Source organism: Psychroflexus torquis ATCC 700755, assembly GCF_000153485.2.
Taxonomy (GTDB): domain Bacteria; phylum Bacteroidota; class Bacteroidia; order Flavobacteriales; family Flavobacteriaceae; genus Psychroflexus; species Psychroflexus torquis.
Genome location: NC_018721.1, coordinates 3,365,311 through 3,391,100 on the forward strand (window position 1 = coordinate 3,365,311; position 25,790 = coordinate 3,391,100).

The window sequence follows — 25,790 nt, forward strand, 5'->3', positions numbered from 1 at the left end:
CAACTCCAATTGTACAAAATGGATTAATTCAACAATCGTTGATTTGGTAAAAAATGTTTTTTATGTGGGAGTTGCTTTATAACATTATAAAAAATCTAAAATCCAAATTAAAAATGGAAACTTCAGAGAATACAAGTGATATAAATCAAAATGTTAAGAACTATTTGAATGATTATATTAAAATGGAAAATCCACAATACGCTGTAATGATTACAGGTAAATGGGGGTGTGGTAAAACATTTTTCGTCAAAGACGAACTCGAAACATGGATAAATAGAGATAAAATAAGTGATGATGAGTTAAAACGAAATCCTATTTATATAAGCGTTTATGGAATAAGCAATATCAAGCAACTTGTTCAAAAAATAAAAGAAAAAATTTCACCATTATTATATTCTAAAAGTGCTGAAATTCTAAAGAAAATTGGAGCAGGTATTATAAAAACTGCTATAAAAGTAGATTTTAATTCTAATGATGAAGGTACTTATTCTTTACAATCAGAGTTAGATTTAATAAGTATATTTAAAAGTAACGATGCAAATATAAAAGGCAAAAAGGTATTTATTTTTGATGATTTAGAACGTTCTGAAATTCCATTAAATCAATTATTTGGTTTTATTAATGAATTCGTTGAACACCATCAATGCAAAGTGATTTTGGTATGTGATGAAGAAAAACTGATTGATCAAAACTTGGCTAAATCTATAAAAGATAATCAGGAAGAGGAAAAAGAGGAAAAGACACCTTATAGATTAGCATACAAAGACTTCAAGGAAAAATTAGTAGGCCAAACCTTAAGTATAGAAGCTGATTATGAACTTGCTGTTGCAACTTTCATAGATAAGAAAGCAGATAAACAAAAGATTTTTTTTAATGAAAATATAGAACTGATTTTAAAAATTTTTAAAGCATCAAAAACTGATAACTTAAGAATTTTACGCCAATTTTTTTCTGATTTTGAGCGCTTCATACAACCTATTGATAATGAATATGGACGGGATAAAGAAATTAATAGTTTGAAGGTTCCTGTGATGGTTAACTTTCTAATCCTGTATTTGGAGTATAAGTCTGGAAATGATAAAGTTGAAGAACTTTCATCTTATATTGGTGTTATAGCAACTGGTTTTTATTTTTCTTTAATAGATAGAAAAGTACCAGATTATGAAATTAATTTTGATACTAATTACGGGCAAATTATCAGAAACTTTAATCTAAATCTCACTACAATTATCCCAGACTACCTAATATTCTCAGATTTCATAAATAAAGGTAAAAATGATTATCTAGACTCTGATGTAACAAAACTAGTTGAAGAGGTATTAAACAATAAAAAAGATGAAATACCAAGTTGGAGAAAACTATATAAATGGGGTAAACTTGACAATACAGAATTTACGAGTTTACTTGATTTAGAATTTAAAAAATTTGTAGAAGAGCAGATTGATAATATTGGAGTTTTAACTCACTTGTTCTACATATTTCATAATTTAAAAAAACATCAAATCTTTGATAAAGAAAATGATATTAATACGTCGTACATTAAAAATATTGAAATAATATTGAATAATTCGAATGATTTTGAACCTCAAATTAAAGAGTTTGCATTTAACTTAAATTATCAAAATCGTGATCTTGAAATAGATAATATTAAAGATGTAGAGGGAGTAATTAGAAAAGTTAATAAACTCATCAGTAAACACGAATTTAAAATAGTTCAAAAAAAAATAATAGAAATAGTAGAAAGTCTTTGTGATGGAAATATTGATAAACTAGAAGAAGATCTGCAAACTAGACAAGCCTTTGGAAGTAAAGTTTATTGGTCGCATAATATTTTTGATGGAGTTGATCCAGATAAACTTTACAACAAGTTTTTTTTGATAGGTATAGATAGTCAATTAAATTTTTTGGAAATGCTTAAACATAAACGTTATAAAAGCGCTGAATACATAGGAACTGAAAAAGAATTTCTACAAAACTTTAATATTAAATTAATTGAGCGATTAAAAGAAGTTGAGCTTGTTGAAAAAGTAAGACTTAAAAAATATGTAGAAATACTAAATGAAATTATTACACTTTAGATCATAAAGAAATTAGAAGGAAAAGAGTAATCTTTCTATAATAAAATTGATGGAGGCGTGATGACCAACAACCCTACTTAATTAGGTGATATTGAAACCTTAAAAGCTTTAGGTAAAATATTTAAAGATTTATAAACTCTATCTTTAGGTACTGGATATAAAAAATATACCGAAGGAGATTCTAAAAGGAAAAAATGATGATTATTTTATTGGATGCGTATGAATGGAAGAAAAACACAACAAAGAATCACAAATGTGAATCCATGAGCTTAGAATACTAGTGTTTCACATTAAAGTAGAAAAGAGTTGTTTTTTACCTCAGTTCTTTGTTAGCCTCTCTATTTATTTTTCATATCTATTATACCAATCACTTACAAAACAACAAAGTGAAAGTGCTTTTAAGCTATTCTTTTCCGTAATCAGTCGATTTTCCATGCATAACAGAGTGTCTGTTTAGGTTGCTAAAATATTTTGATTTATTAATCTTAATCGATGGAACATTTAAAGAACTATCGTCTTTTAAAATTTTCACAAAGCTTGGGTTTTTTTTATTGTCCAAGTGTTTATCTAAATTCTTTCTATTATGAAAAATCTTCCCATCTATAATTCCATCTCCTTGAGACAAAAATAAAATTGTAGAAGAATAGAACATATTAGACTTATGAGCTTTAAATGCCTCTTCAATTATGGATTTTCTATCTGAGTGTTTTGTAATTAACCGCTCTTCGATTTCTTGTAAATTATCTTTAAAGAAATTCATCAAAATAGTTTCTGCTTCTTCTGTTTTTCCTGATTTAATTAATTCAATTACTTCAGATATTTTTTTCATTTTCATCTGGGCAGAAATATACCAACCATAGTTTAATAATGTCCTAGTATTTTTCTCGATAGAATTATTTTTAATACCGAATACTTTTGATAGAATTGGCGTTATATCAACATTTTTTTCTAATTCCTCTAATAGTTTTTTTGTGGTGGTTTTGACTCTTTTCATTTTATCAAATGTAGTTTTTTGGTATTGTTGCAACGTTTTCAGCTTCGAGAAGTTGGCGATTTTCACCATAAATGTTTATGCTAAGAACCAATGTTTGATTAACCACAAATGAGTCTGCGGAGCACTGAATCGCCAATTTTTTCTAGCTGCTGTTAGCTGCTAGTGTTCTATTTCTTTCCATATTTTCTAAATGCTGCAATGAATTGGTAAATTAAAAAACCTACGAGGATTTTATTTATGTAGTCAATTGTCACGCTTAGTCCACTAAGCTCTGTCTTTTTGACTAAAAAATCGGTTCTGTGAGTGATATCGAGAAATGCAAAATAATAACCTATTAAGTCATAGTCAATTTGGTTGCTATCGAACATTCTTCCTAAAGTCCATAGATACAAAATGTAAAAAATTACAGAGAGAATTATGGTTGCGAAAAACGGTTCTTTGATTGATAGTCCATGATTATTTGAAAGACTATTAATTTTTAAAATTAGTCTGTCCCAAAAAGGAAGATTTGCAATTTTCCGTAAAGCTTCATTTGAAACTGCTTGGAGTTTTTGAGACTCATAAAAATTACCTGATGATTCTAATAGCTTCTTTAGTTGCAGGAAGGTTTCATATCTTGTTTTATAATAGTTATCATCAAGTTTGTCAGGGTAATGAATATTCTCTACAGTTTTGAATTTGTCAAACCCTTTATAATTGTCGGGAAACTCACAAGATGTGATTGATGTTTGTCCGAACTTGTTTCTGTAAAATGAAATGATTGAAAAGTCGTTAAAGGAAATATTGTCAAACCATACATTGTCAAGGTTTGATTTATGAATTTCAAATTTCTTGTCGGTCAATTCATTTCTAAATGGTTTTATGTTGTAAAAATTAGAACCAAGTTGAGTTGAAAAATTATGGATATTAACTTCGAATCAATAGTTCTTTATTTATAGTTAAATATTTCGTATATTTATAGATGGAAAAAATAGACTTAAGGAGTGTTTCTGATCAGGAAAGAGGTATAATTCGAAGGGATGCTGTAAAAATGATAAAACGTGGAGATAAAAAAAAAGACATAGCTCTGTTTTACGGTGTTCATGTAAATACTGTTAGAGATTGGTGGAAGCTTTACAATAAAGAAGGTCATAAATCTTTGTCATATCAAAAACGAGGAGTCAAATCAGAAGATCGAAAACTACTCAATAAAGATCAAGAAGCTGCAATCCAAAAAATGATTATTGATGTAATGCCCGATCAACTAAAGTTAGATTATGCTTTGTGGACTACAAGGGCAGTAAGGGATTTGATAGCAAGAGAGTTTAGTATTACAATCGGAAGAAGAGCTGTCGGTAATTATCTCAACGCTTGGGGATTCACGCCTCAAAAGCCAAAAAAGAGAGCTTATGAACAATGTTCCAAAAAAGTTCAAAAATGGTTAGACGAAGAATATCCAGCAATAAAAGAGAAGGCAAAACAAGAGAAGGCAACTATTCATTGGGGGGATGAAACGGGTGTAAAAAACAATAATCATCATGGACGTTCCTATGCTCCAAAAGGAAAAACTCCTGTTAAAAAACATATGTCGAAGCGGTTTTCAATCAACATGATTTCTACAGTTACAAATCAGGGTTTAATTCAGTTTATGATATATAAAGAAAATATGAACTCAGATGTATTTATTCAATTTTTAGAACAGCTCATCAAATCGCAAGAAACCAAAGTATTCTTAATCCTTGATAATTTACGAGTCCATCATAGTAAAGTTGTAAAGAAATGGGCGGAAGAAAATGGCGAAACCATAGAACTATTTTACCTGCCATCATACTCACCTGAGCGAAACCCAGATGAATATCTGAATTGCGATTTAAAGTATGGACTCTCGGATAAACCGGCACCAAAAACACAAGAAAAAATGAAAGAAAATTTAGAGAATCATATGAAAATGCTTCAAAATGATAGCGAAAGGGTAGCAAAATATTTTAAACATGAGAGCATCAAATATGCTGCATAAAATTAAAGATCTTTAAGTGCGAGGTTAATATACCAGTTGTCAATTTTTGAACTTTCTACAATGAGTTCACCAGTTGAATAACCTTTTATTGATAAAGCAGATAATTTTGCATTTACGATTTTTGTAAGTCTATGCTTAATGTTCGCAGAATATTGGAGGCATAGACTGATTTTGAATTTTTCCTTTTCCTCATCGGTAAAATAGTAACCTATTTTATTTTTAACTTCATTGGAATATGGTCTTTTATAGATTCCTCTCATTTCAGTAGCATTTTCATTGAGGCTAAAAACAATATTCTTGGTGTCGTATATATAGTATGAGTGTTTATCCTCTAAAAGAGTTTTAAGGTCTGTATTGATGCTCTTTAAAAGCTTTTTCCACCTGATGGGAAAAATATTGTCTTCGGTACATGAAACAACAGCGTTCTTAAGGTTCAACAGGAAAAGTGAGTTGTTTAGCAAGCAGTTGTTAACTGTCACGCTTTGCAAATTACTATTCCTTATTCGTCCTTGTAATATTGAGCTACCAAAAAATAATGAAAAGTTAGTTGTAGTAAAAGTCTCTACATTAATTTGTGCTATGAAGCAACTAATAAATTGAATACTGATGCCTTTAAAATTAATTGTTTCATTGTTTTCAATTTCCAGATTTCTAAATTTACAGTTGATAAATGAAAAAGTAATTTTTCCGTTTTGAAATTGAATACCATTAAAATCGGATTTCCTAATTACAATTTTAGTGTTAATAGGGTAGTTATTATTTTCAATAATTGAATATGGTGTCAAGTATATTGTATTCATTTATTTCTTCATTGTCGTTTTGTCGTAGGTCGTCCGCTACACTTACAGCTAACAAAACAAGTTGTGTTATTTCTATTTTATTTATAGTATGAATTTAGTATTTTTTTATTGTCTTAAAAGTCATGGTATTAAAAATATAATTTAATAAACGGTGGAGTCTCGGAGCTATCTAATGGCCTACAATGGCTCTACAATTACCTTCGTCTGAGAAGCCAATGGTTAATCATATTTTTTAATAAATTATAGACTACTGGAAAAAAGCATGACCTTTAATTTTACTAAAGCGGTCCCTCGATGTTGATTTTATATAAATAAAAAATGCTTTTTCTGTTTTATGACCAGAGATAGACATAATATCTATGGGTTGCATTCCTCCGTTGAAAGCATTGGTGCAAAAGCTTCTTCTAGCTGTATGGCTTGCAACTCTTTGGTACTTTGGCATGCTAGTCAAAGAAGTTTCTCCCCCTTCTATAATTTTCATTTTAACGGCTTCGTTAAGTCCTGCTGCTTTGCAAACTTTTTTGATATATAGATTGATCCTGGAATCGGAAACTTTAGGGGGGAAATTATTATCGTATTTATCAAGAATCTTCTGAAGATCCCTTTTAATCGGAATTTCAATTCTTTTTTCAGTCTTTTTAGTCTCAATTGCAATAGCGGTCATCGTTATGTCACCTTCTTTAAACTCCAAAATGTTTTTTTGAGTTAGTTTCAATATCTATAAAATACTTTAAGAATAAACTTATTTAAAACAGAGACTTCAATCTATTGAAATTTGAAACCTGGACTACTAAAATGTTGTGGTAGTTAAACTAAATTTTAAATACCTAAAACTCAAAACCACATGAAGATGTGATTGACTCGTAATGGAATGTTAAATACTTTGCAGTTGTTTAATTATCAAAATAAAAATTAAATTATGAATCAGCTGTTTATTATTTTATTGGTGTTACCGCTAATGGCGATGTCACAAACTTTTGAAAAGAAAATGTTTTCCATGACCGAATTTACGGTCAAACAGGGACACACTGCTCAATTTATGGAGGGCGTTAAAAAATGGAAAGAGTGCTACAACGAAAATGAAGGAACTAATTCTTGGGGTTTTTGGTCAAGAGTTCAAGGCGAGAATAACGTGTACGGTGTAACTGGTTACATGCCAAACTGGGCTGATATGGACAAAGAGGATATGGCTGGTAAGTCCTGTAGAATGTTAGCAATGACCTTTATAGTGCCTCACGTTGAAAAATCGCATTACTCCATTTCTAAAACTTTACCAGATTGGAGTAAAAAAACTTTAGCTACAGACGTTAAGCTGGTTTGGGCCACTTATTTTAAAGTTAAAAATGGAGCTTTATTTTCTGAGATCATAAAAGAGGTAACAACTACTATTGCTGCAGAAGAAGGTGAGGCTAGAGGTTACTGGTACTCTTTTATGGGTGGAGGTGAAGATGATCCTAATTATATGGTAACTGATTTGTTTAGCAGTTATGCAGCCATAGATGAAGATGATAAAAAAGATGGCCCCTTTGCCTTATACAAAAAAGTCCACGGCGATAAAAAAGCCAAACAAATGATGGAAAAATGGAGTATGGCTATTGGTAGCTCTTGGTCTTATATCTGGGAATTCAACGAAGAGTTATCTAATTAATTTTTTATGTTTTTTTTGATTTGTTTAAACCCGGAGACATAGTAAAGATTTATCCGGGTTTTTAATCCTTAAGTATTCTATTTTACAAAAAAAACCTGTTTATCAATCAACTTTAAAATTTTTAACTCACTTAATACATACTAACATGAAAAATTTATTTTTTGTAGCTCTCTCAATAATGCTATTTACAGCCTGTAATCAGGAAAAGAGATACACACAGCAATCCACTGAAATTGAGTCTTATAAAAAGGTGATTAAAAATTATGTTGCTCAAGACTGGAAAAGCTTTGCCACTCACTACGCCGATACTACTATTATATTTAACAATGCCACCAAAGACAAGGGGCAAACTTTATCGGAAGCTATAGCGTCAAATAAAGCAGGTGCAGAACTTTTCAACAGCTGGAGTTTTATCGAAGATGAAGGCGATTATGAAATGGTTATCACCGATGATAACGAAATTTGGGTAAACTTCTGGGGTTTATGGAAAGGGAATTTGAAGGCTAATAATAAAGCCTATGAGATTCCATGCCATATGACAGCACGATTTGTCGATGGTAAAATTGTGAGAGAAAATGGCTATTGGAATACTTCAGAAATTCTTTTAGACATGCAGGAAATGGAGAGAATAGCGACTACTAAAATAGACAGTTTAACGTCTGAATGAGATAAATGTCCGCATCAGACTATTTTGTAACCACTAATCTATCATGAATAAAATAGCGCTTAAAAAAGTAAAATTTAATACGTTCTAAAAATTCGGTGCTTTGTTATTTATCGTTTTCAGCTTTTAGTAGAGTTGGCTGTATTTTCAAGATGTTTGTTATTCCTATCCTAGCTGATTTTTGTGGTGATGAAAAAATGTTGAATACCTATTTGGTAATAGCATCTATTTTAATAACTGAATCTTTTTTGTACAAGATTTATGGCCATGCGATCGACTAATAAATGCATTCATCCTGTTTTATTATTTGTTCAGCACTTTGACGGTAATAGGTCTATGCGCCACGTTTATAAAACTATGCTGGTTGACGATTGCAGCTTCACAATTCATACTATTTGTGGTGCTATCAAATGTTGGAAGAGCAGCAGGATCTGGTTGAGTTGGCAACCAAAAAAAATCAATATGCTGGATTATGTTTTGCCATTACACCATTACTTTCAATACCTTTTTAAAAGGATGATTAATTTCAAAAAAAACGAACTCGCTAATTCAAAATTTAAAATGGATTACTGTTTATGACACTACCATTTATACCAAAGTTGGTTCGAGTTTAAAATAACAAAGACTATAAATCTACAATAATGAAAACAAAATTCCTTTCGATTTCAATCCTAACACTAATTTTGTCTTTTTCTGTAATCAGTTGCAAAGTAAAGACTACACTAGCCTACGATAATAGTAGTCCTGAAACACCCGACTATTTTCTGTTAAGACCAGAGGTCGAAAAAGCCTACGGCTATTCACATGCTGTAAAAATTGGAAATCATATCAAAATTTCTGGTGCTGTAAGTATGGATGATGAAGGAAACCCAACTGCTGAAGGGGATTTTGAACAGCAGATGAAAAACTGCTATGCAGATTTAGATAAAATACTAAAACATTTCAATTGCACTTTCGATGATGTGGTTAAAGAAGATGTCTTTACTACCAACATGTCTTTATTTTTGGAACACGCTGCCTACCGAACTGAAATTTATAAAAACCATTTCCCAACTGGCTCGTGGTTGGGTGTCAAAGAACTAGCACTCCCTGAATTTATGATTGAAATTGAATTGGAAGTGTATAAAGCTGAATAAGTGTCAAAATAACTTAAAGTATGGATTTACAGCTTAAAGGAAAAAATGCCATCATCACTGGGGGTAGCAAAGGCATAGGAAAAAGCATCGCCTTACATCTTGCCGAAGAAGGTGTGAATATCGCCATTTGTGCACGTGGCAAAGAGGCCCTCCAAAAAACAAAAAATGAACTTCTTGAAAAAGGAGTAAAAGTTTTTACACAGACATGTGATGTTGGTGATTCAGAACAATTCAATTTATTCCTTACCGCTGTAAAGAATGAATTTGGCAGTGTAGATATTCTGGTCAATAATGCCTCGGCGCTCACTATGGGTGATGAATATCAAGATTGGGAAGCATCACTACAAATTGACTTGATGGCAAGCGTAAGGGCGACAAAAAAAGTAGTGCCTTGGATGAGTGAATCGGGTAGTGGTAACATTTTATTTATTTCATCTGTCTCTGGTTTAGAGTCTGGATCTCCGCCGGCGTATGCCGCAGCAAAAGCAGCGCTTATAAGTTATTCAAAAACAATGGCTGTTCAGTTGGCTCCACAACACATTCGAGTCAACACCATTGCGCCAGGTGCAATTGAATTTGAAGGTGGGCTTTGGGAAATGATTAAAGAAAATAACCGCCCATTTTACGATATGGCAATCGATGCCAGTCCTTTAGGTAGATTAGGAACCCCAGATGAAATCGCAAAAGTTGCCACCTTTTTAGTTTCGTCCTGTGCCAGTTTGGTTACTGGAACATGCCTAGCTATCGATGGTGGATCACATAAATCGAATTTGTAAATCATAGTCATATTAAAAACTGTAGTATGAAAACAATTAAAATACAATTAGCAACACTATTCATGGTACTGTTTAATGTTATTGCATACGGCCAAGAAAACACAGACCATCAAAACGCAGTCATTATAGACAGTCTCTACAAAGCCTTTTCAGTAGGAGATGTGCCTTCGGTTCTGGGTTTAATGGATGCCGAAATTGTTTGGAACGAAGCCGAAGGAAACGCCTATGCCGATGGTAACCCATACATTGGCCCAGAGGCGGTTTTAAATGGTGTTTTCGCAAGAATTCTTGCAGAGCATGACTACTTTACTTTAGAGGACATTGAGTTGCACGATATGATCAATAACAAAGTGCTAGCCACTTTACGCTACAATGCCAAACACAAGGAAACAGGTAAAACATACAACGCGCAAGCCGCTCATTTGTGGACTTTAAAAGCTGGTAAAATCACAGCCTTTCAACAGTATGTAGATACCAAGAAGCTGGCTGATGCCGCAACAAATTAAATTTTAAACTAAAAACATTAAACATGAAAAAAATATTGATCACCGGTTGTAGTACCGGATTCGGATTTGAAGCTGCCAAATATTTGGCTAAAAAAGGACACCAAGTTTACGCTACTATGCGAAACCTAAACACCTCAAATGCTGAGGCAGGAGAAACTTTAAAAGATTTTGCAAAGACAAACACCCTTAAAATTGATGTGGTTGAACTTGACGTAACTTCAGATGAAAGTGTCTCTAAAGCCATGAGCAACATACCAACGGTAGATGTCCTCATCAACAATGCAGGACGTGGTTTTGGCGGTCCTCTAGAAAGTTTTACCTCAGCAGAATGTCTAGCACAATTGGATTTAAATGTAGTAGGCAATGTTAGAATGATCAAAGCTGTGTTGCCAGGAATGCGTGCCCAAAAATCGGGCTTAATCATTCAATTGAGTTCCGTTGCCGGTCGTTTGGCTGTTCCTGGTTTTGGCATTTACCATGCTAGTAAATGGGCTGTTGAAGCTTTAAGTGAATCCTTACGATGTGAGCTTGGACCTTTAGGAATTGACGTGGCCATGGTGCAACCTGGACCATTTTCAACCAATTTTTTACCAGGTCTAGTCTTGGCGACTAATGAAGAAGTGGCTAAAGCTTATGAGCATGTGAACGCTTTTAGCGAAGGTTTTGCAACCAATGCTCAAGCCGCTTTTGCAGATGAAAATGCCCCAACCGATCCGATGATTGTTGTTAAAACCTTTGAAAGACTTATCGATACCCCAGAAGGCAAAAGACCCTTAAGAACCATTGCAGGTATGGACTTTGGAGTACAAGCCATCAACGATGCCATGGAACCTTTTAGAATAGGTGTTTTAGAAAGTTTTCAAATTACCGATTGGGATGGTGTAAAAGCATAATTATTAAATCGAATTAAGCATGAAAACAAAAATCATTTTAACCCTAGTTATTTTATTCTTCATCTTGAGTTGTGTTGAAAAACCCAAAAATTCAGTAGAACCTCAATCCACTAAAAAATCTAGCTATTTTGATTATTCCAATAGCGATGACCAAGTTACAGGTGGCATCAACATGATTCCTATAGACACCAAAAAAGGCACCTTCAACGTTTATACCAAACGCATGGGTAACAATCCCAAAATGCGTGTTTTATTGTTACATGGTGGCCCAGGAGGAACTCACGAAGCCTTTGAAAATTTTGATGGCTACCTACCAAACGAGGAAATTGAATATATCTATTATGACCAACTAGATTCCTATTACAGCGATAAACCCAACGACCCTTCGCTTTGGACCACAGAACATTTTGTTGAAGAGGTAGAGCAAGTGCGGAAAGCCTTAAACCTTAACAAAGACAATTTTTACCTACTCGGTCAGTCTTGGGGTGGCATATTAGCTATGGAATACGCTCTAAAATATCAGGACAATTTAAAAGGGCTTATCATTTCTAATATGGTGGCTAGTGTTGCTGAATATAACAAATATGCCCAAGAAGTTTTAGGACCACAATTACCGGAAGAAGTGTTGAAAGAAATCAAAGCTATTGAAGCCATTAAAGACTATGCCAACCCCCGATACGAAGAGCTATTGATGACTCATTATTATACGGAGCATATTTTACGCAAACCTTTAGAGGAATGGCCAAAATCCATCCACCTCATGTTCGAACATCTTAATCCAAATATTTACATCTATATGCAAGGCCCAAGCGAATTTGGTATTACCGATGAAGCAACATTGAGTGATTGGGATGTTTCCGATAGACTCAAAGAAATAAAAGTCCCAACCTTAATGCTCGGTGCAACGTACGACACTATGGATCCAAAATATATGGAATGGATGGCCACTGAAGTCCAAAATGGACGAAGTGTGACCACCAACGGATCACATGTCTCACAATTTGACGACCCAGAAACTTATTTTACTGGATTGATACAGTTTATCAAAGACGTAGATAATGGATCATTTTAAGATTTGAATAGATAACTCAATTACAACCAACTCATATGAATCTTAAAAAATCTTTAGTCATTGCCGTTTCTTTAAGTATATTAAGCATAGCAGCATGGGAAATCTATTGGCGTTCTCAAGGCTATTTCCCAGATTTAGACGACGATAAATACCTTTGGGCAAAAACACGAGCCAATGTGGACAAGGCAACTGGAGATGATGTAGTACTTATAGGGTCTTCCAGAGTGCTCTTCAATATTCAGCTTGGTCAATGGGAAACATCAACTGGTATCAAGCCTATTCAATTAGCAAATGCAGGCGCTACCCCGTTGCCAGTATTTCATGATATTGTTGAAAATACTAACTTTAAAGGAACTGTAATCGTTGGTGTAACACCACCTTTATTTTTTTCAACCACTTTTGAACAAGCCCCACCTTGGAGCAGAGCATCCTCGTTATCAGTATTTTATAAAAATCGTACTTATGCACAACGCCTTAATCATAGCTTGTCTATTCCAATTCAAAATTGTTTAGCCTTTGTATCTAATGACGACGAAGCTTGGTTTGATGACATTAATCTAAAAGCTATACTCAAAACTATTCAACTGCCATCTCGAACAGAAAAACTTCCAGAATCTCCATTTAGAAGATTCCAAGATATAGATATCAACAGAAATGTTAGAATGAAAGAACGAATGTTGAGTGATACGGCCTTTGCAAATTCTATTAAAACAGTTTGGAAGACTATGTTATCTGGAGATATGCCACCACCAGAAAAAGAAGCAACAATCGAATACTTCCTGAAAGATGCTGAAAAGTTCACCTCTAGAGGAGGAAAAATCATCTTGTTACGAAGCCCTTCGGATGGTTTTTTTAAAGAACTAGAAAGCAAGGGTTTGCCGCGATCAGAATTTTGGGACGAATTGGTTACAAAAGCAAATGTTCCCGCTTATCATTACCAAGATTATGAAAGTTTAAGCGCATTTAAAACCATAGAATGGTCTCATTTATCGGCTAAAGATGCAGATCAATTTACAGAAAATTTTGTAAAAATTCTTCTAGAGGATGGACTTATCACTAACATTAAAACCAACTAATTATGTTATTTAATTCATTGAGTTTTGTTGTGTTTTTGGTGATAGTTTTGGCACTTTATTATTCAAAATTCTTCAGCTGGACAAGTAAAAAAAGAATGCTGCTTTTAGCTAGTTATTTGTTTTACGGCCTTTGGAATCCACCTTTGGTGATTTTATTGTGGATATCAACACTTGTAGACTGGACTGCTGGAAAAAAATTAGCTATAGAAGAAAATCAACGTAAAAGAAAACTTTGGTTATTGCTAAGTTTAATTGTTAATCTCGGTTTTTTAGCTTTTTTTAAATACAGAGATTTTCTGTTAGATAATTTTACAAGTGTTGTAAATGCATATGGTTATGGCTATGAAGCGCAACCTATGGATATTATTTTGCCTATGGGTATTTCGTTTTACACCTTTCAAACCATGTCTTATACCATAGATATTTATAAACGTCAAATAAAACCTGCCCATACTTTTTTGGATTTTGCACTTTACGTCACCTTCTTTCCACAACTTGTTGCAGGGCCAATTGTAAGAGCCAAAGATCTGATTACCCAATTTTACGAAGAAAAAAGAGCTACTTTTAATCAATTTGCTTGGGGAACTTTCCTACTGACTATTGGCTTGTTTCAAAAAATAGTCTTAGCAGACATTTTATTGGCAGACACGTCTGATAAAGTTTTCGGTTCTCAATCCATCCTTCACGGATTAGACGCTTGGACGGGCACATTGGCATTTTCAGGACAAATATTTTTCGATTTCGCAGGGTATTCTACGTGTGCTATTGGTATAGCCTTAATGTTGGGTATTGTGTTACCAGACAACTTCAAATATCCTTATGCATCCATTGGGTTTTCAGATTTTTGGAGACGTTGGCACATTACACTTTCCACTTGGTTAAGAGATTATATTTACATTCCGTTGGGTGGTAATCGTTATGGTATCACCAGAATGTATGCTGCTTTAATTATCACAATGCTATTAGGTGGTTTATGGCATGGTGCCGCTTGGACATTTGTCGTTTGGGGTGCTTTACACGGTTTTTATCTTGTTATTGAAAGAATACTAAGGTCTAAAATTCATATAAAAATTAATGTATTTAACGGGGTTTTGCTTGCATTGCTTACCTATATTATGGTCAATTTTACGTGGGTATTTTTTAGAGCACGAGAGTTTTCAACTGCCAAAAACATGATTACCTCTATGTTATTTATGAATAGTGAAGGCGAAAAAATCATTGAAACTTTTGACGTAACAAAAGTGCTTTTGCTAGTAGGCATCTTGTTTATATGCCATTGGCTGATGAGAAACACCTCAATGAAAGACGTTTCCCTAAAAGTACATCCCTGGATTTTGGGGGTTATTTGGGCGGTGATTTTGTTCTTAATTATCATTTCGCAAGGAAGCAGTGAGCAGTTTATTTATTTTCAATTTTAATCACTGAGGCTTGCCTAATGCTGTTTTGTCTCGAGGATTCTTTACTAGATTAAATCCTAATTTATGAAAAACCTCACACCTATCTCACTTACAGACCGAGACCGTACAGGCTTTAGCTGTTTTAAGAGGCATATCTCTCTCTTTTTTTTTCACAGCTAATAGTCCTACTCTTTTCGGCTTTGGCTTTTTTTTTGAGGTAGATAGAAGAGTTGAAGGAATTAGTTGGGCTAGTAATGAGGTTGTCAGTTTTCTTTACTACGTGCTTGTAGAGGATAAATTTTATTTTATAATTCTAATAATTTTTTGTGTATTGGTCATGTATTCAAAATGATAATTCAGTTTGTACTTCTCTATGAAAAACTGATATAAGTAAATTTTTAATTAAGAGAATAATAGAAATAGGTGAAGGAATAATGCTTTTGAAGTCCTAAAAAGTAAGTGTACTAGACCTGTAGATCAAATGTAGCAACTATATAAAAGATAACTTGAAATTCTTTTAACAGATCAATTAATGTAAACCTTTGACTACAGCCAATGTGTACGAATATCTGTTAAAAAAGCAGGCATTACAACAATTTTAAGACTGTTTCCAATGTATAACGCATAGATTTGTAGAATAATTAATATAAATTTATAAATAATTAATCATGAAAAAGATTAATTCGCTTATAACAATTATTATTATCGCAATTACTACTGGTGCAATGGCACAAGAAAGTGCAACCGCTAGTTCTTCAGCAACGATTGTTGCTCCAATTGGAATTGCACAAGCTGCCGATATGAATTTTGGAAATGTTGCTGTGAGTTCTGCAGACGGTACTGTAGTTATGACAACAGGTGGTTCTACCAGTCTTACAGGAGGAGTGACCTTACCAAATAACACAGGAACAGTGACCGCTGCCGCCTTTGATGTGACTGGTGAATCAAATTACACGTACAGTATTACGCTACCTAGTGATGCAATTACTCTTGTAGAGGAAGAAGGGTCAGAGGAAATGACCGTTGATACGTTTGAGAGCGATCCTGATACTACAGGAACTTTGACTACAGGAGCACAGACAGTAAACGTGGGTGGTATTCTAAACGTAACAGGTGGACAAACCGCTGGAGTCTATACAAATTCGACTGACTTAACAGTTACGGTTAACTATAACTAAAAAGTTGTTTTATAAAAATGTGCCACAATTTTGTGTGGCACATTTTTTTTTACCAATTCCTACGAGACGCTTTTTATAAGTTTAAAACATCCTTAGATAAACACTAAAATGAGGTTACTATTCACAGTTATTTTCTCGATTATTTTTTTCCTCAATTCCGTTGCTCAGGGAGACTTGATGATTTTTCCAAAACGTCTTGTTTTTGAAGGCACTCAAAAAAGAGCTCAGACCCTCTATTTAAGTAACAACGGCAATGAGATAGAAACCTATAGAGTATCTTATCTGGAGATTCGTATGGGTTCTAAAGGTCAATTTGAAACCATCAAATTACCAGATCCTGGTCAGAGATTTGCTTCACCCTATTTGAGGTTTTATCCTCGTACCATTACCCTTGCTCCCAATGAGGCACAAGTAGTAAAGGTACAGCTCACCAAAACTAATGAGCTTAAACCTGGAGAATACCGTTCCCATTTATATTTTAGGGCAGTTCCAGAAACTAAGAGTGACCAAAAAAACAAAGAAACCAATGACAAAAAGGGGTTTGATATTAGTTTGACTCCAGTATATGGAGTTAGTATTGCAAATATTATCCAAATTGGAGAGCCTGAGGTTGATGTATCCTTATCTGATCTGAATTTTGAAGTCTTAAAGAACAACGTCCCAATTATTTCTATGAATTTTAATCGCCAGGGAAAATACTCAGTCTACGGTAATTTTAGAGTTTACCATACCTCCAAAAAAGGGAAAGAAACAGAGGTGGCCGTAATGAAAGGATTTGCAGTTTATGTTCCAAGTGCTACAAGAAAGGTTCGTGTTAAACTTAATACTAGCAAAGATGTGGATTACAGTTCAGGACTATTGAAAGTCATTCATACCTCGCATGCAGAGGGGGAAATCTACGCTACAGAATTATTGAACTTAAAGAGTTCATAAAATTTCACGATTTGAACCTATTGAAGTCCCTGATACTTGCTTTACTATTTCTTGTCTGCTCGACAGTGCGCTCACAAAACATTTATATAACTGTAGAACAGAACTTAGTTTTTGGAAATTTTTACCTTTCCAACGGAACTGATAGTGGAACTGTATCTCTTTCCAATAAAGGAGAATGGAGTTCTTCAAGAAATATTCATCAGTTACTATCAAATCATCAGCCAGCGGTTTTTAATATTTCAACAAAAAGTAAAACCCCTGTTAATGTTAGAGTAGAAGTTATGACAGGTACTTTGAGTAACGAAAATGGATACACTATTTCTCTTAATCCACAAGATTCTGGAATCCAGTTTTACAAAGTTCAGAAAGGGCTTCCTGTAACTATCTCTAGAGGTGCAAATCTAGAGGTCACACCAAAAAATAAAAACTATCGGGGAGATTATCAAGGAAATATTTCTATCACTGCTACTGTCCATATGGAGTAGGTGTAAAAGAATGCATTCTAAAAAGCAATCACCCACATGCTTCTTGCTATCAAAAGGAGTTTTACTTCTTATTTTCCCACTTTTTTTACTAAATATCAACGAAGTCAATGCTTCTCAAGACCCAGTCTGTGATGAAGTATCCATCTCCTTTCACGTTGACGAAATCGGTACCACAGAAATTAATTCCGTTATATGCGGCGGTGACATTTATTTATCTGTTTCTGAAATTTTTGATTATCTAAAAATACAAAATGTTTCTACGAGTGACTTTAAGTTAACAGAGGGTTTTTTTATAAATCAAGAAAACACATATGCGATTAACCAACCTCTCCATCATATCATCTATAAGGGTAAGAAGATTCAGCTAAAAGAAAATGACCTTATCTACACAACAAACAATCTGTATTTAAAAGAAGATTACTTTGGTTCAGTTTTTGGCCTTCATTGTGAATTTAACTTCCGAAATCTATCTGTTTCCTGTATATCTGACATAGAATTACCTTCTGTAAAAGCAGCAAGGCGAGAAAGAATGCGGCTAAATATTCAATCCTTACAGAAAAATTTTACCGCAGACACCACAATCGCCAGAGAACGGCCTTTACTAGACCTAGGCGTGGTAACTTGGGATATTAATTCTCAACAACATACAAATGGGTTTCAATTTAATCGGGCCTCTTTGGGACTTGGTGGCCTAATAGGTGGTGGAGAATTTATCGCCAATCTCAACTACAATGACACACAATCACTATCACTCAGAAATCAATTTTACCAATGGCGTTATGTAAATAATGAAAATAATGTATTAAGGCAGGTTACAGTTGGTAAAATCAGAAACCAGTCTATTTCTTCCATTTTCCGTCCGGTGGTTGGTATTCAGCTTTCCAATCGCACTACTTATCTTAGAAATTCATTCGGTACCTATCTGTTAAGTGAATACACAAATCCTAATTGGACAGTAGAAGTTTATATTAATAATGAACTGGTAGATTACACAAAAGCAGATTCTACAGGCTTTTTTTCATTTGATATCCCACTTGTTTATGGAAACACCTCTGTGCGTCTTAAATATTATGGGCCTTGGGGTGAGGAAGAGGTCACCACTAGACATTTAAACATCCCATACAATTTTTTACCTACTGGCAAACTTGAATACAATATTGACGCAGGTGTTATCGAAGACAGCCAAAAAAATATTTTTGCCAAGGCACAATTAAATTATGGACTCTCTTCTAAAATCACTCTAGAGGGTGGCATTGAATTAAATACGGCAATTGAGAAAACCCCTTTAATTCCTTTTGCAAGGACATCTATACGATTACCCTATAACATTATCTTTTCTAGTGAATATTTACATCAAGTAGGCTACAAAGGAAACCTCAGTTACAGATCGGCTTCCAACTTTCAACTGGAATTAAATTATGTCAACTATGATAAAGATCAAGAGGCTGTTCTTTTTAACGGAAGCGAAGAGCGTAGTGTTATTCTTTCCAAGCAGCTGCATTTTGGAAAATTTTCTGGATTTTCACGTTTGGTATGGCGTCAGAATCTTCTTCGTAACATGAGATATACCAATGCAGAATGGCTTTTATCTGGAAGAGCTTTTGGAGTTAATCTAAACCTTATCACCAATGCATATCTAAGCACCTCCTTAAATGAGCCAAGAGTTTTCAGTAGATTATCTACAACTATTAACTTACCAAAAGGCATTGCTTTTTCTCCCGAGATTCAATATGATTATAACGGTGGGAGAGTTAATTCCATCAGAGGAAACTTTAGAAAAAAAATAGGTGAAGATCTTTATGTACAGGCCTCCTGTGATCAAAATTTTAAATTTAATCAGTTTAATCTAAATATTGGTTTAAGTTTTGAATTAGGCTTTGCAAGAGGTAGTTTTTCCACCAACACAAGTAAATCTGGAACTTCCTTTTCTGAAGCATTGGGAGGATCTATGATTTTTGATCCTAGTCAAAAGCGTGTAAAGTTTAATAATAGATCGTCCCTAGGACAAGGCAGTGTAAAATTTATTCCTTTTTTAGACATAAATCAAAATGGAAGAAAAGACGAATCGGAGCCCCAAATAGAAGGTGTCAAGGTGCGTTCTTCTAAAGGTGGAACCAAAGAGGTAACTATTGATGGGTCTACTATTTACCGAGGACTGGAGCCTTTTATAGATCATCATTTTAAACTGAATACGATTAGTTTGGAGCGTATTGACTGGAAACTCAAAAACCAAAGCTTAACTATTTTTGTCAATCCAAATCAATTGAAAGTAATCGAAATTCCTATTGATGTTGTTGGAGAAGTGGCAGGTTACGTGTATAAATCAGGAACAGGTATGGGGAACATAAAAATCATTATCAAGGATCATAAACAGCAAACCATTACACGTTTAATATCTGAGCCCGATGGCTATTTTAGTTTCTTGGGTTTAAAATCTGGAGCATACACTGCACAAGTGGATTCAAATCAACTTAATGAACTTAAATTGGAGAGCACAAAGACTTTTCATAATTTTAATATCGTAAATACCAAGAATGGAGATTATATGGATAATTTGGAATTTGCTCTGCGATCCTTAGGTGAAAATGATATGCCTACAAAATAAAATCTGAAATTATATGAAGGGTCCCCATTTTTGACGAAAAAGTGATGACGGCAGATACTATTCATAAGGGTCTCATGGAAAATTCTTTGCATTAGAAAGTGGTACTATTCAGTGAGAATTGCAGGGGAATGTTTTGAGAAGCTTATAGCACCATTAATCGAACGTTACACCAGCTTGTCTATGGGAAGTAAAAGACCTTAGATTATATTGGGCAATCGGGCCTTATCATTAATTTTTTATCAATCGGCCTTGTAAAAGATCTGCTCAATAACCTGAATGGCTTAATGATTTTTGGTTTTTTCTAAAATGGTTTGTAAATACTTTCAATTAAAGGTTTATACCAAATTAGACCTATAATGACGCAATAAATCGTTTCTTTTTCGCCTGCTTTTCATCAAAAATAATTCAATTTATTCATACGGCATTTAATAACTAAATTGGTATTACTTGTATTCAAAAGATAAACGATGCTCTTAATTTATCCCATAAAAAAAGGCTTGTACATCAGTACAAGCCTTGATCATTAAATTAAAACTAGTTTAGTTTTTAATAACTTTTACTGTTTTAAAGTAGTTGGCTTCATTCTCAATTTTAACAAAGTAAACACCAGTTGCTAATCCTTCAGAAGATATGACAGCTTCGTTAGCATCAACTTTTTGGTCTAATACAAGATTACCCAGTAAATTATAAACTTTTACAGATGAAATATTTACACTTGTTTTAATATTCCAAACATTCCGAGTTGGGTTTGGATATACTGTAAAGTCGGCTTGGCTAAATTGGTTGGTACTTAATGTTGAGTTTTGAGTTAATAGTACATTATCAAGATAAACTATACCATCATTGTCAACACTATCATTAAGTGGACTCATCTTCCATTGGAAGAAAGCTGTCTCAGAAAAACCAAGATCAGTAAAAAATGACATAGGAATTTCAACTTTTACCCAAGTTCCATTAACAACAGGCTCTTGAATACTTATTTGATATTTGTGTTCTGTAATTCCAGCATCATTACTAATCATAACGAAGTCAAATCCTACAACTCCAGCTCCAGCCCAATAATCAAATGATACAAAATCATAAGCAGAAACATCGTCAGGTCCGCCTTCACCTTGTCCCCAACCTGCAACACCAAAATTAAATTTCAATGCTTTATTCATATCATCTGATGGGTCTAGGTCTGGCTCTCCTGCTAAAACTCCAAATGAATAAACGACAGGGAATATAGTAGTAAAACCGTTGGTATCATTATAAATGCTATAAGTTTCATCATCTAGTGCAGTTGGCACTGGAGCCGCTACACTTGGTATAGGATCAACAGGTATAACTATTCCATTAGGACCAGTTATATCATCAAAATAGTAAGTACCTAATTCCCCATTATTAAAGTCTGGAAAAAAAGACATTTTTGGATAGTCATCTGCTAAGTTAGGTCCAAAGTTAATTGAAATTGATTGCCATCCTTGCGCGTTAGAATCAAAAGTTAATTCGACTGCTCCAGGTCCATTTGTAGCACCCTCTAATTTTAATAAATGTGTTCTCAAATCTGGAACGGGAGACCAAAAATCAAATGTAATAGTGTTGGTAGCATCATCAGACAAATCTATATAGGTTGCCATAGTTATTGTAGCTCCGTCAAATGGCTGACCATTTCCTATTAACTCTAAAACCATATTTGAACCATCTGTAGGATCAATTACAACAGAAGTTATTGCACCATTAAAAGGTTCAAAAGTATCGTCCTCGGGAACTTCAAAGTCAAGAGGAAGTGTTTGTGCAAAAACCAGAGTACTGGTTAGCATCATCATAAGTAAAAATGTAATTTTTTTCATTGTTTTTAATTTATAGTTTATAAAATTTAGTTATCCTTAAATATACCTTTATTTTTCTATTAATATCATAATTTAGAGCTTACAAAAAGCATACACTATTTTAGATAATTTATTTAATTTCGAACTTTGTAACTCCCTGCATTTACTCACTTTCAAAAGATAGATTTAAAATTTGTATGGTTTATGTATAGGTAGTAATCGTTTGACTTTAAGGCTATTTAGTATTTAAGTTGTTCGTCCTTATCCCAAATTCCCCAATATGCACCAACATCACCTTCATCACCTACTTTCCAAGACTCATCAAAAGACGAGAAATAGAAGACTTCAATGCCTGCTTTTTTACTCCATAACTGGGTATTTATAAAGTATTTTAAGGCATTCATCTCCGAGGGGTGTGCATCGCCGAGACTTTCCCCTTTGCTAGGCCAGCCGGTCTCTGTAATTATTACTTTTTTACCTTTTGCAGCATTTAAGGCTTGGCCATACATATGTTGCATATGGGTCAACGAATAGTCGTAGTGGCAACTTTCCCAAAAGGGATAACAGTTAGCTAAAATAACATCGCATTTAGCGGTTAACTCAGGATGAACTGTAAACTCATAATAGGCATCGACGTAACCAACAGGAATATGTGATGGGATAGCAGCTCTCACTTCATCCAAGTGTTGCATAAGTTCTTCAATAGATAAATCGTTTCTATATAAAACTTCGTTACCTACGGCAGCAATATCCACCAAACCCTCATTGGCCATCTTGATTAAGCTATCTAGTTCTTCCCTGTTTTTCTCTTTGTCATCACTTAGCCAAGCTCCAACTAAGGTTTTTAATCCAAGTTGCTTAGCTACTTTTGGCACAAATTCATTTCCTTCAATACAGGAGAAGGAGCGTACCCACTTGACGTGAGGTTTTAAAATATTCATTCGTCTCAGTACTTGTTCTTCTGTAATATGATGTCCAGGTTCCTGTCCATCTTCATACATACTAAAGCACATGCCATGAAAACCTTGTGACATGATAGTCTTAAATACATCGTGAAGTTCTTCAGTGGTGTATTCTTTTAAAAAATTCTGCGTTTTTATAGACGCTAAAAATTTTTCTTGTTGTTTGGATAGTTCTTGTTCTTTTCTGTAAGTCATGTTTTATTTAAATTTAAGTTGTTCGTTTTTATCCCAAATTCCCCAGCGTTGGCCAACATCTCCTTCGTGATGAATCTTCCAAGATTCATCAAATGAGGAGAAATAAAATAATTTAATATCTTCTTTATTCACCCAGCTGTTGACATTAATAAAATATTTCATGGCATTGTACCCTGAAGGTACAGCTTCTTCTGTATTTTCACCTTCACTTGGCCAGCCAGTTTCTGATATAATTACAGGTTTACCATTCGCTTTGTCCTTAATTAATTTATACATATCCCTTAAATAAGAAGGCGAAATTTCTATAGCACTGCCTTCCCAGAAAGGGTAGCAATTTATTAGAATAACGTCGCATATATCTATAAGTGATGGATATTCGTTAAAGATATAATAAGAATCAACGTAAGCCACTGGAATGTTAGGTAAAGCTTTTTTAACTTTTGAAATGTAATCCAGGACATCTTTTTCAGATAATTCTTCACGAAGAAGGACCTCATTCCCTACAACTGCTATATCTACAAACCCAGCTTTACCAAGTTCTATCAGTTTTTTTATTTCATTTTCATTTTGAATCATATTTGCACTTATCGAAGCACCTACCATAGTTTTAAGATGATTGTCTTTAGCTACTTTTGGTATATGTTCATTCCCATTTGTACAAGAGAAAGAGCGCACCCATTTTGTATAAGGTTTAATAATATTAATTCGTCTTATAATTTGTTCTTCAGAAAGTATATCACTGGTATCTTGGCCATCCATATATGGGCTAAAGCACATACCATGCATACCATTGTTTAAGTTTGTTAAAAATAATTTTTTGATCTCGTCAATTGATTTTCCAGAAAAATCGATATCATATTTTGGATTTGGTGCCCTCTGAATAGAACCTAAAGACCATGGCTCCTGATTTTGGTAATACAAAGAACTGATTTGTCTTGGCTTAGGCTTACTGTTTCTTATTTTGAGCTCAGCGCCAATTCCTCTAACTCGTTTTTCATCAAGATCATATTTCCACATCACAATAAAGGCTAAAGCAGCAGTTGATACTGGTAGAATAATATCAGCTATTCTTAATTGGTTCATCGTTTCTACAGTTTGGGTGACAGCACCCTCATCGAACCCAACTAAAGTTAATATGGCTCCTCCTAATACTAGCGCAATAGCTTGTCCTACTTTAACCATCCACCAGTAGATTGCTCCAAAAGTTCCTTCTTTTCTTGGCAATCCATTTTCTAATTCATCTAGATCACAAACATCTGCTGTCATAGACATCATAAGGGTAAATAAACCACCTAAACCAAAAGCCATAAAAGGAATAGGAACAAACATTAACCAAGGTGCACCTTGACTGATGTCGATGCTAAACCAAGACATCCCAATGCTGTCTAAGAAAGGATTTATCGCATTAAATATGGAGGCCACAAAATTATTTAAACCTTGACCAGCACTCGATGCGTTGAATTGAGCATTTAATGAATTATCAAATCCCCACCACTTAAGTCCATAACCAACTATAGAAATTGCGGTAGATATAAGGAAGGCTTTGCGTTTTCCAAATTTATTTGCAATACTAGATATAATAGGAATAACTAAAAATGCAGTAACTAGCGCGGTGATTGAAGCAAACCATGCAGGCCATGTTCCTGCTTGACCATAATCCCCATTATAAATATAAAAAACAATAATAAAAAAACTGAATGAAGCCACCATTTGGAAACCGTTAAAAACAAGAAAAGTAGCACTGCATAATTTTATGAAAGGCTTGCATTTAGAAACTTGTACAATCCCTTGAAACAATTCTTTGAAGCTAGAGGATAACGTACCCATGCTAATTTTTTTACGGTTTTCCATTTGTCCTGCATCCATTCCTTTACAGAATAGGGCTGGAAGAATACCCAATACAGCGCAAACCAGTCCTACCATTAATGATAATTGTCGGACTCCATTAGCTTGTAATTTTTCATTCGTTATTTTCTGTAATTCGTCACCAGTTAGTCCCATTTCGCCAATTGTTCTCAAGGCTACGTCACTTAATGGAAATACAGTAGGATCTGCGATAACTACCCAAAACCAAGGAACTATCATCCAAGCAATTTGACCTATGGTATTTGCAAATGCCATTAAGCGCGTACGTTCATTATAATCTGGAGTCATTTCATAACCAAGACCTACTAATGGTGTGGCAAACATGGTATTACCAACTAAAAATACCAAAGACATTAAAAGAAAATAACAAAAGTTAAAGGTAACGGAGTTGTCTTCACTCAATTGGAATAAAAGGGCAAACAATATACCACTCAAGATAGCCCCAACAAATATATATGGTCGCCTCCTTCCTAATTTAGATTTCGTGTTATCAGAAATAAATCCCATTATAGGATCAGTAATAGCATCAAATATTCGTGGCAAACCACCTAACAAGCCTGCTAAAAATGGATCCATACCGAATGCTGTCACCAAGAAAAACATGAAAACGGCTAAAGCTCCTGGTAATAAATTGAGTACTAAATGGCCTGCACCAAAAGCTGCCTTCTGTTTAATGGGAACTTTATCTTTTGCCAATGTTTTTTCTTGGGACATAAGGC

Annotated in this window: 22 protein-coding genes; 15 read left to right on the forward strand and 7 right to left on the reverse strand. The window is 34.1% G+C overall.

The window, feature by feature from the left end; all coding sequences use genetic code 11:
- Positions 1-113: 113 nt before the first annotated feature.
- The gene (locus tag P700755_RS14570) at positions 114-2,078 is read left to right on the forward strand and encodes a P-loop NTPase fold protein (protein WP_169314468.1); all 1,965 of its coding nucleotides are present in this window, start codon (positions 114-116) and stop codon (positions 2,076-2,078) included.
- 403 nt (positions 2,079-2,481) lie between these two features.
- Here the strand turns inward: P700755_RS14570 and P700755_RS14575 are convergent, their stop codons facing one another.
- Both P700755_RS14575 and P700755_RS14580 read right to left on the reverse strand, forming a co-directional pair.
- Entirely contained in the window at positions 2,482-3,072 is a 591-nt protein-coding gene (locus P700755_RS14575; protein ID WP_157609312.1) for a hypothetical protein, read from the reverse strand.
- A 167-nt stretch (positions 3,073-3,239) separates the two neighbouring features.
- Entirely contained in the window at positions 3,240-3,914 is a 675-nt protein-coding gene (locus P700755_RS14580; RefSeq protein ID WP_041758409.1) for a hypothetical protein, read from the reverse strand.
- A gap of 119 nt (positions 3,915-4,033) precedes the next feature.
- Here P700755_RS14580 and P700755_RS14585 point away from each other — a divergent pair, with 119 nt between their 5' ends.
- Positions 4,034-5,068, forward strand: coding sequence for an IS630 family transposase (locus tag P700755_RS14585; RefSeq protein ID WP_015023751.1), 1,035 nt, complete (start codon positions 4,034-4,036; stop codon positions 5,066-5,068).
- Between the two features lie 2 nt (positions 5,069-5,070).
- On the opposite strand, the gene P700755_RS14590 is transcribed toward P700755_RS14585, so the two are convergent.
- Positions 5,071-5,868, reverse strand: coding sequence for a hypothetical protein (locus tag P700755_RS14590; RefSeq protein WP_041758410.1), 798 nt, complete (start codon positions 5,866-5,868; stop codon positions 5,071-5,073).
- 247 nt (positions 5,869-6,115) lie between these two features.
- Positions 6,116-6,559, reverse strand: a complete 444-nt coding sequence (locus P700755_RS14595; protein WP_157609313.1) for a site-specific integrase — start codon at positions 6,557-6,559, stop codon at positions 6,116-6,118.
- Positions 6,560-6,787: 228 nt separating this feature from the next.
- Here P700755_RS14595 and P700755_RS14600 point away from each other — a divergent pair, with 228 nt between their 5' ends.
- The 13 genes from P700755_RS14600 to P700755_RS14660 all read left to right on the forward strand — a co-directional run bounded on the left by P700755_RS14600 (position 6,788) and on the right by P700755_RS14660 (position 20,237).
- Positions 6,788-7,516: a hypothetical protein gene (locus P700755_RS14600; protein WP_015025407.1), complete on the forward strand. Its 729-nt coding sequence runs from the start codon at positions 6,788-6,790 to the stop codon at positions 7,514-7,516.
- Positions 7,517-7,661: 145 nt separating this feature from the next.
- Entirely contained in the window at positions 7,662-8,183 is a 522-nt protein-coding gene (locus P700755_RS14605; protein WP_015025408.1) for a nuclear transport factor 2-like protein, read from the forward strand.
- 638 nt (positions 8,184-8,821) lie between these two features.
- The gene (locus P700755_RS14610; protein ID WP_015025409.1) at positions 8,822-9,316 is read left to right on the forward strand and encodes a RidA family protein; all 495 of its coding nucleotides are present in this window, start codon (positions 8,822-8,824) and stop codon (positions 9,314-9,316) included.
- Between the two features lie 20 nt (positions 9,317-9,336).
- Positions 9,337-10,092 carry an SDR family NAD(P)-dependent oxidoreductase gene (locus P700755_RS14615; RefSeq protein ID WP_015025410.1) on the forward strand — a complete coding sequence of 252 codons (756 nt, stop codon included), beginning with the start codon at positions 9,337-9,339 and terminating at the stop codon, positions 10,090-10,092.
- Between the two features lie 62 nt (positions 10,093-10,154).
- The gene (locus P700755_RS14620) at positions 10,155-10,598 is read left to right on the forward strand and encodes a nuclear transport factor 2 family protein (RefSeq protein ID WP_051008010.1); all 444 of its coding nucleotides are present in this window, start codon (positions 10,155-10,157) and stop codon (positions 10,596-10,598) included.
- Between the two features lie 23 nt (positions 10,599-10,621).
- Positions 10,622-11,491, forward strand: coding sequence for an SDR family oxidoreductase (locus P700755_RS14625; RefSeq protein WP_015025412.1), 870 nt, complete (start codon positions 10,622-10,624; stop codon positions 11,489-11,491).
- A gap of 19 nt (positions 11,492-11,510) precedes the next feature.
- Positions 11,511-12,563: a proline iminopeptidase-family hydrolase gene (locus P700755_RS14630; RefSeq protein ID WP_015025413.1), complete on the forward strand. Its 1,053-nt coding sequence runs from the start codon at positions 11,511-11,513 to the stop codon at positions 12,561-12,563.
- A 35-nt stretch (positions 12,564-12,598) separates the two neighbouring features.
- Complete coding sequence (locus tag P700755_RS14635; RefSeq protein ID WP_015025414.1) at positions 12,599-13,639, forward strand: hypothetical protein; 1,041 nt, start codon at positions 12,599-12,601, stop codon at positions 13,637-13,639.
- Between the two features lie 2 nt (positions 13,640-13,641).
- Positions 13,642-15,057: an MBOAT family O-acyltransferase gene (locus tag P700755_RS14640; RefSeq protein WP_015025415.1), complete on the forward strand. Its 1,416-nt coding sequence runs from the start codon at positions 13,642-13,644 to the stop codon at positions 15,055-15,057.
- Positions 15,058-15,704: 647 nt separating this feature from the next.
- Positions 15,705-16,214 carry a DUF4402 domain-containing protein gene (locus P700755_RS14645; RefSeq protein WP_015025416.1) on the forward strand — a complete coding sequence of 170 codons (510 nt, stop codon included), beginning with the start codon at positions 15,705-15,707 and terminating at the stop codon, positions 16,212-16,214.
- Between the two features lie 108 nt (positions 16,215-16,322).
- Entirely contained in the window at positions 16,323-17,147 is an 825-nt protein-coding gene (locus P700755_RS14650; protein ID WP_015025417.1) for a fimbrial biogenesis chaperone, read from the forward strand.
- Between the two features lie 11 nt (positions 17,148-17,158).
- Entirely contained in the window at positions 17,159-17,632 is a 474-nt protein-coding gene (locus P700755_RS14655) for a DUF4402 domain-containing protein (protein WP_015025418.1), read from the forward strand.
- A gap of 10 nt (positions 17,633-17,642) precedes the next feature.
- On the forward strand, positions 17,643-20,237 hold the full coding sequence (locus P700755_RS14660; protein WP_015025419.1) for a carboxypeptidase-like regulatory domain-containing protein: 2,595 nt from the start codon (positions 17,643-17,645) through the stop codon (positions 20,235-20,237).
- A gap of 539 nt (positions 20,238-20,776) precedes the next feature.
- On the opposite strand, the gene P700755_RS14665 is transcribed toward P700755_RS14660, so the two are convergent.
- From P700755_RS14665 to P700755_RS14675, 3 genes are all read right to left on the reverse strand, one after another.
- On the reverse strand, positions 20,777-22,069 hold the full coding sequence (locus P700755_RS14665) for a T9SS type A sorting domain-containing protein (RefSeq protein ID WP_015025420.1): 1,293 nt from the start codon (positions 22,067-22,069) through the stop codon (positions 20,777-20,779).
- 218 nt (positions 22,070-22,287) lie between these two features.
- Complete coding sequence (locus P700755_RS14670; RefSeq protein WP_015025421.1) at positions 22,288-23,205, reverse strand: glycoside hydrolase family 17 protein; 918 nt, start codon at positions 23,203-23,205, stop codon at positions 22,288-22,290.
- Positions 23,206-23,208: 3 nt separating this feature from the next.
- Positions 23,209-25,785, reverse strand: coding sequence for an MFS transporter (locus tag P700755_RS14675; protein ID WP_015025422.1), 2,577 nt, complete (start codon positions 25,783-25,785; stop codon positions 23,209-23,211).
- Positions 25,786-25,790 lie beyond the last annotated feature (5 nt).

Excerpts from the sequence above, each read along its gene's own strand:
- P700755_RS14570 (WP_169314468.1), top strand. The coding sequence starts at position 114 with ATGGAAACTTCAGAGAATACAAGTGATATAAATCAAAATGTTAAGAAC.
- P700755_RS14575 (WP_157609312.1), bottom strand. The coding sequence starts at position 3,072 with ATGAAAAGAGTCAAAACCACCACAAAAAAACTATTAGAGGAATTAGAA.
- P700755_RS14585 (WP_015023751.1), top strand. The coding sequence starts at position 4,034 with ATGGAAAAAATAGACTTAAGGAGTGTTTCTGATCAGGAAAGAGGTATA.
- P700755_RS14590 (WP_041758410.1), bottom strand. The coding sequence starts at position 5,868 with ATGAATACAATATACTTGACACCATATTCAATTATTGAAAATAATAAC.
- P700755_RS14600 (WP_015025407.1), top strand. The coding sequence starts at position 6,788 with ATGAATCAGCTGTTTATTATTTTATTGGTGTTACCGCTAATGGCGATG.
- P700755_RS14605 (WP_015025408.1), top strand. The coding sequence starts at position 7,662 with ATGAAAAATTTATTTTTTGTAGCTCTCTCAATAATGCTATTTACAGCC.
- P700755_RS14610 (WP_015025409.1), top strand. The coding sequence starts at position 8,822 with ATGAAAACAAAATTCCTTTCGATTTCAATCCTAACACTAATTTTGTCT.
- P700755_RS14615 (WP_015025410.1), top strand. The coding sequence starts at position 9,337 with ATGGATTTACAGCTTAAAGGAAAAAATGCCATCATCACTGGGGGTAGC.
- P700755_RS14620 (WP_051008010.1), top strand. The coding sequence starts at position 10,155 with ATGGTACTGTTTAATGTTATTGCATACGGCCAAGAAAACACAGACCAT.
- P700755_RS14625 (WP_015025412.1), top strand. The coding sequence starts at position 10,622 with ATGAAAAAAATATTGATCACCGGTTGTAGTACCGGATTCGGATTTGAA.
- P700755_RS14630 (WP_015025413.1), top strand. The coding sequence starts at position 11,511 with ATGAAAACAAAAATCATTTTAACCCTAGTTATTTTATTCTTCATCTTG.
- P700755_RS14635 (WP_015025414.1), top strand. The coding sequence starts at position 12,599 with ATGAATCTTAAAAAATCTTTAGTCATTGCCGTTTCTTTAAGTATATTA.
- P700755_RS14640 (WP_015025415.1), top strand. The coding sequence starts at position 13,642 with ATGTTATTTAATTCATTGAGTTTTGTTGTGTTTTTGGTGATAGTTTTG.
- P700755_RS14645 (WP_015025416.1), top strand. The coding sequence starts at position 15,705 with ATGAAAAAGATTAATTCGCTTATAACAATTATTATTATCGCAATTACT.
- P700755_RS14650 (WP_015025417.1), top strand. The coding sequence starts at position 16,323 with ATGAGGTTACTATTCACAGTTATTTTCTCGATTATTTTTTTCCTCAAT.
- P700755_RS14660 (WP_015025419.1), top strand. The coding sequence starts at position 17,643 with ATGCATTCTAAAAAGCAATCACCCACATGCTTCTTGCTATCAAAAGGA.
- P700755_RS14665 (WP_015025420.1), bottom strand. The coding sequence starts at position 22,069 with ATGAAAAAAATTACATTTTTACTTATGATGATGCTAACCAGTACTCTG.
- P700755_RS14670 (WP_015025421.1), bottom strand. The coding sequence starts at position 23,205 with ATGACTTACAGAAAAGAACAAGAACTATCCAAACAACAAGAAAAATTT.
- P700755_RS14675 (WP_015025422.1), bottom strand. The coding sequence starts at position 25,785 with ATGTCCCAAGAAAAAACATTGGCAAAAGATAAAGTTCCCATTAAACAG.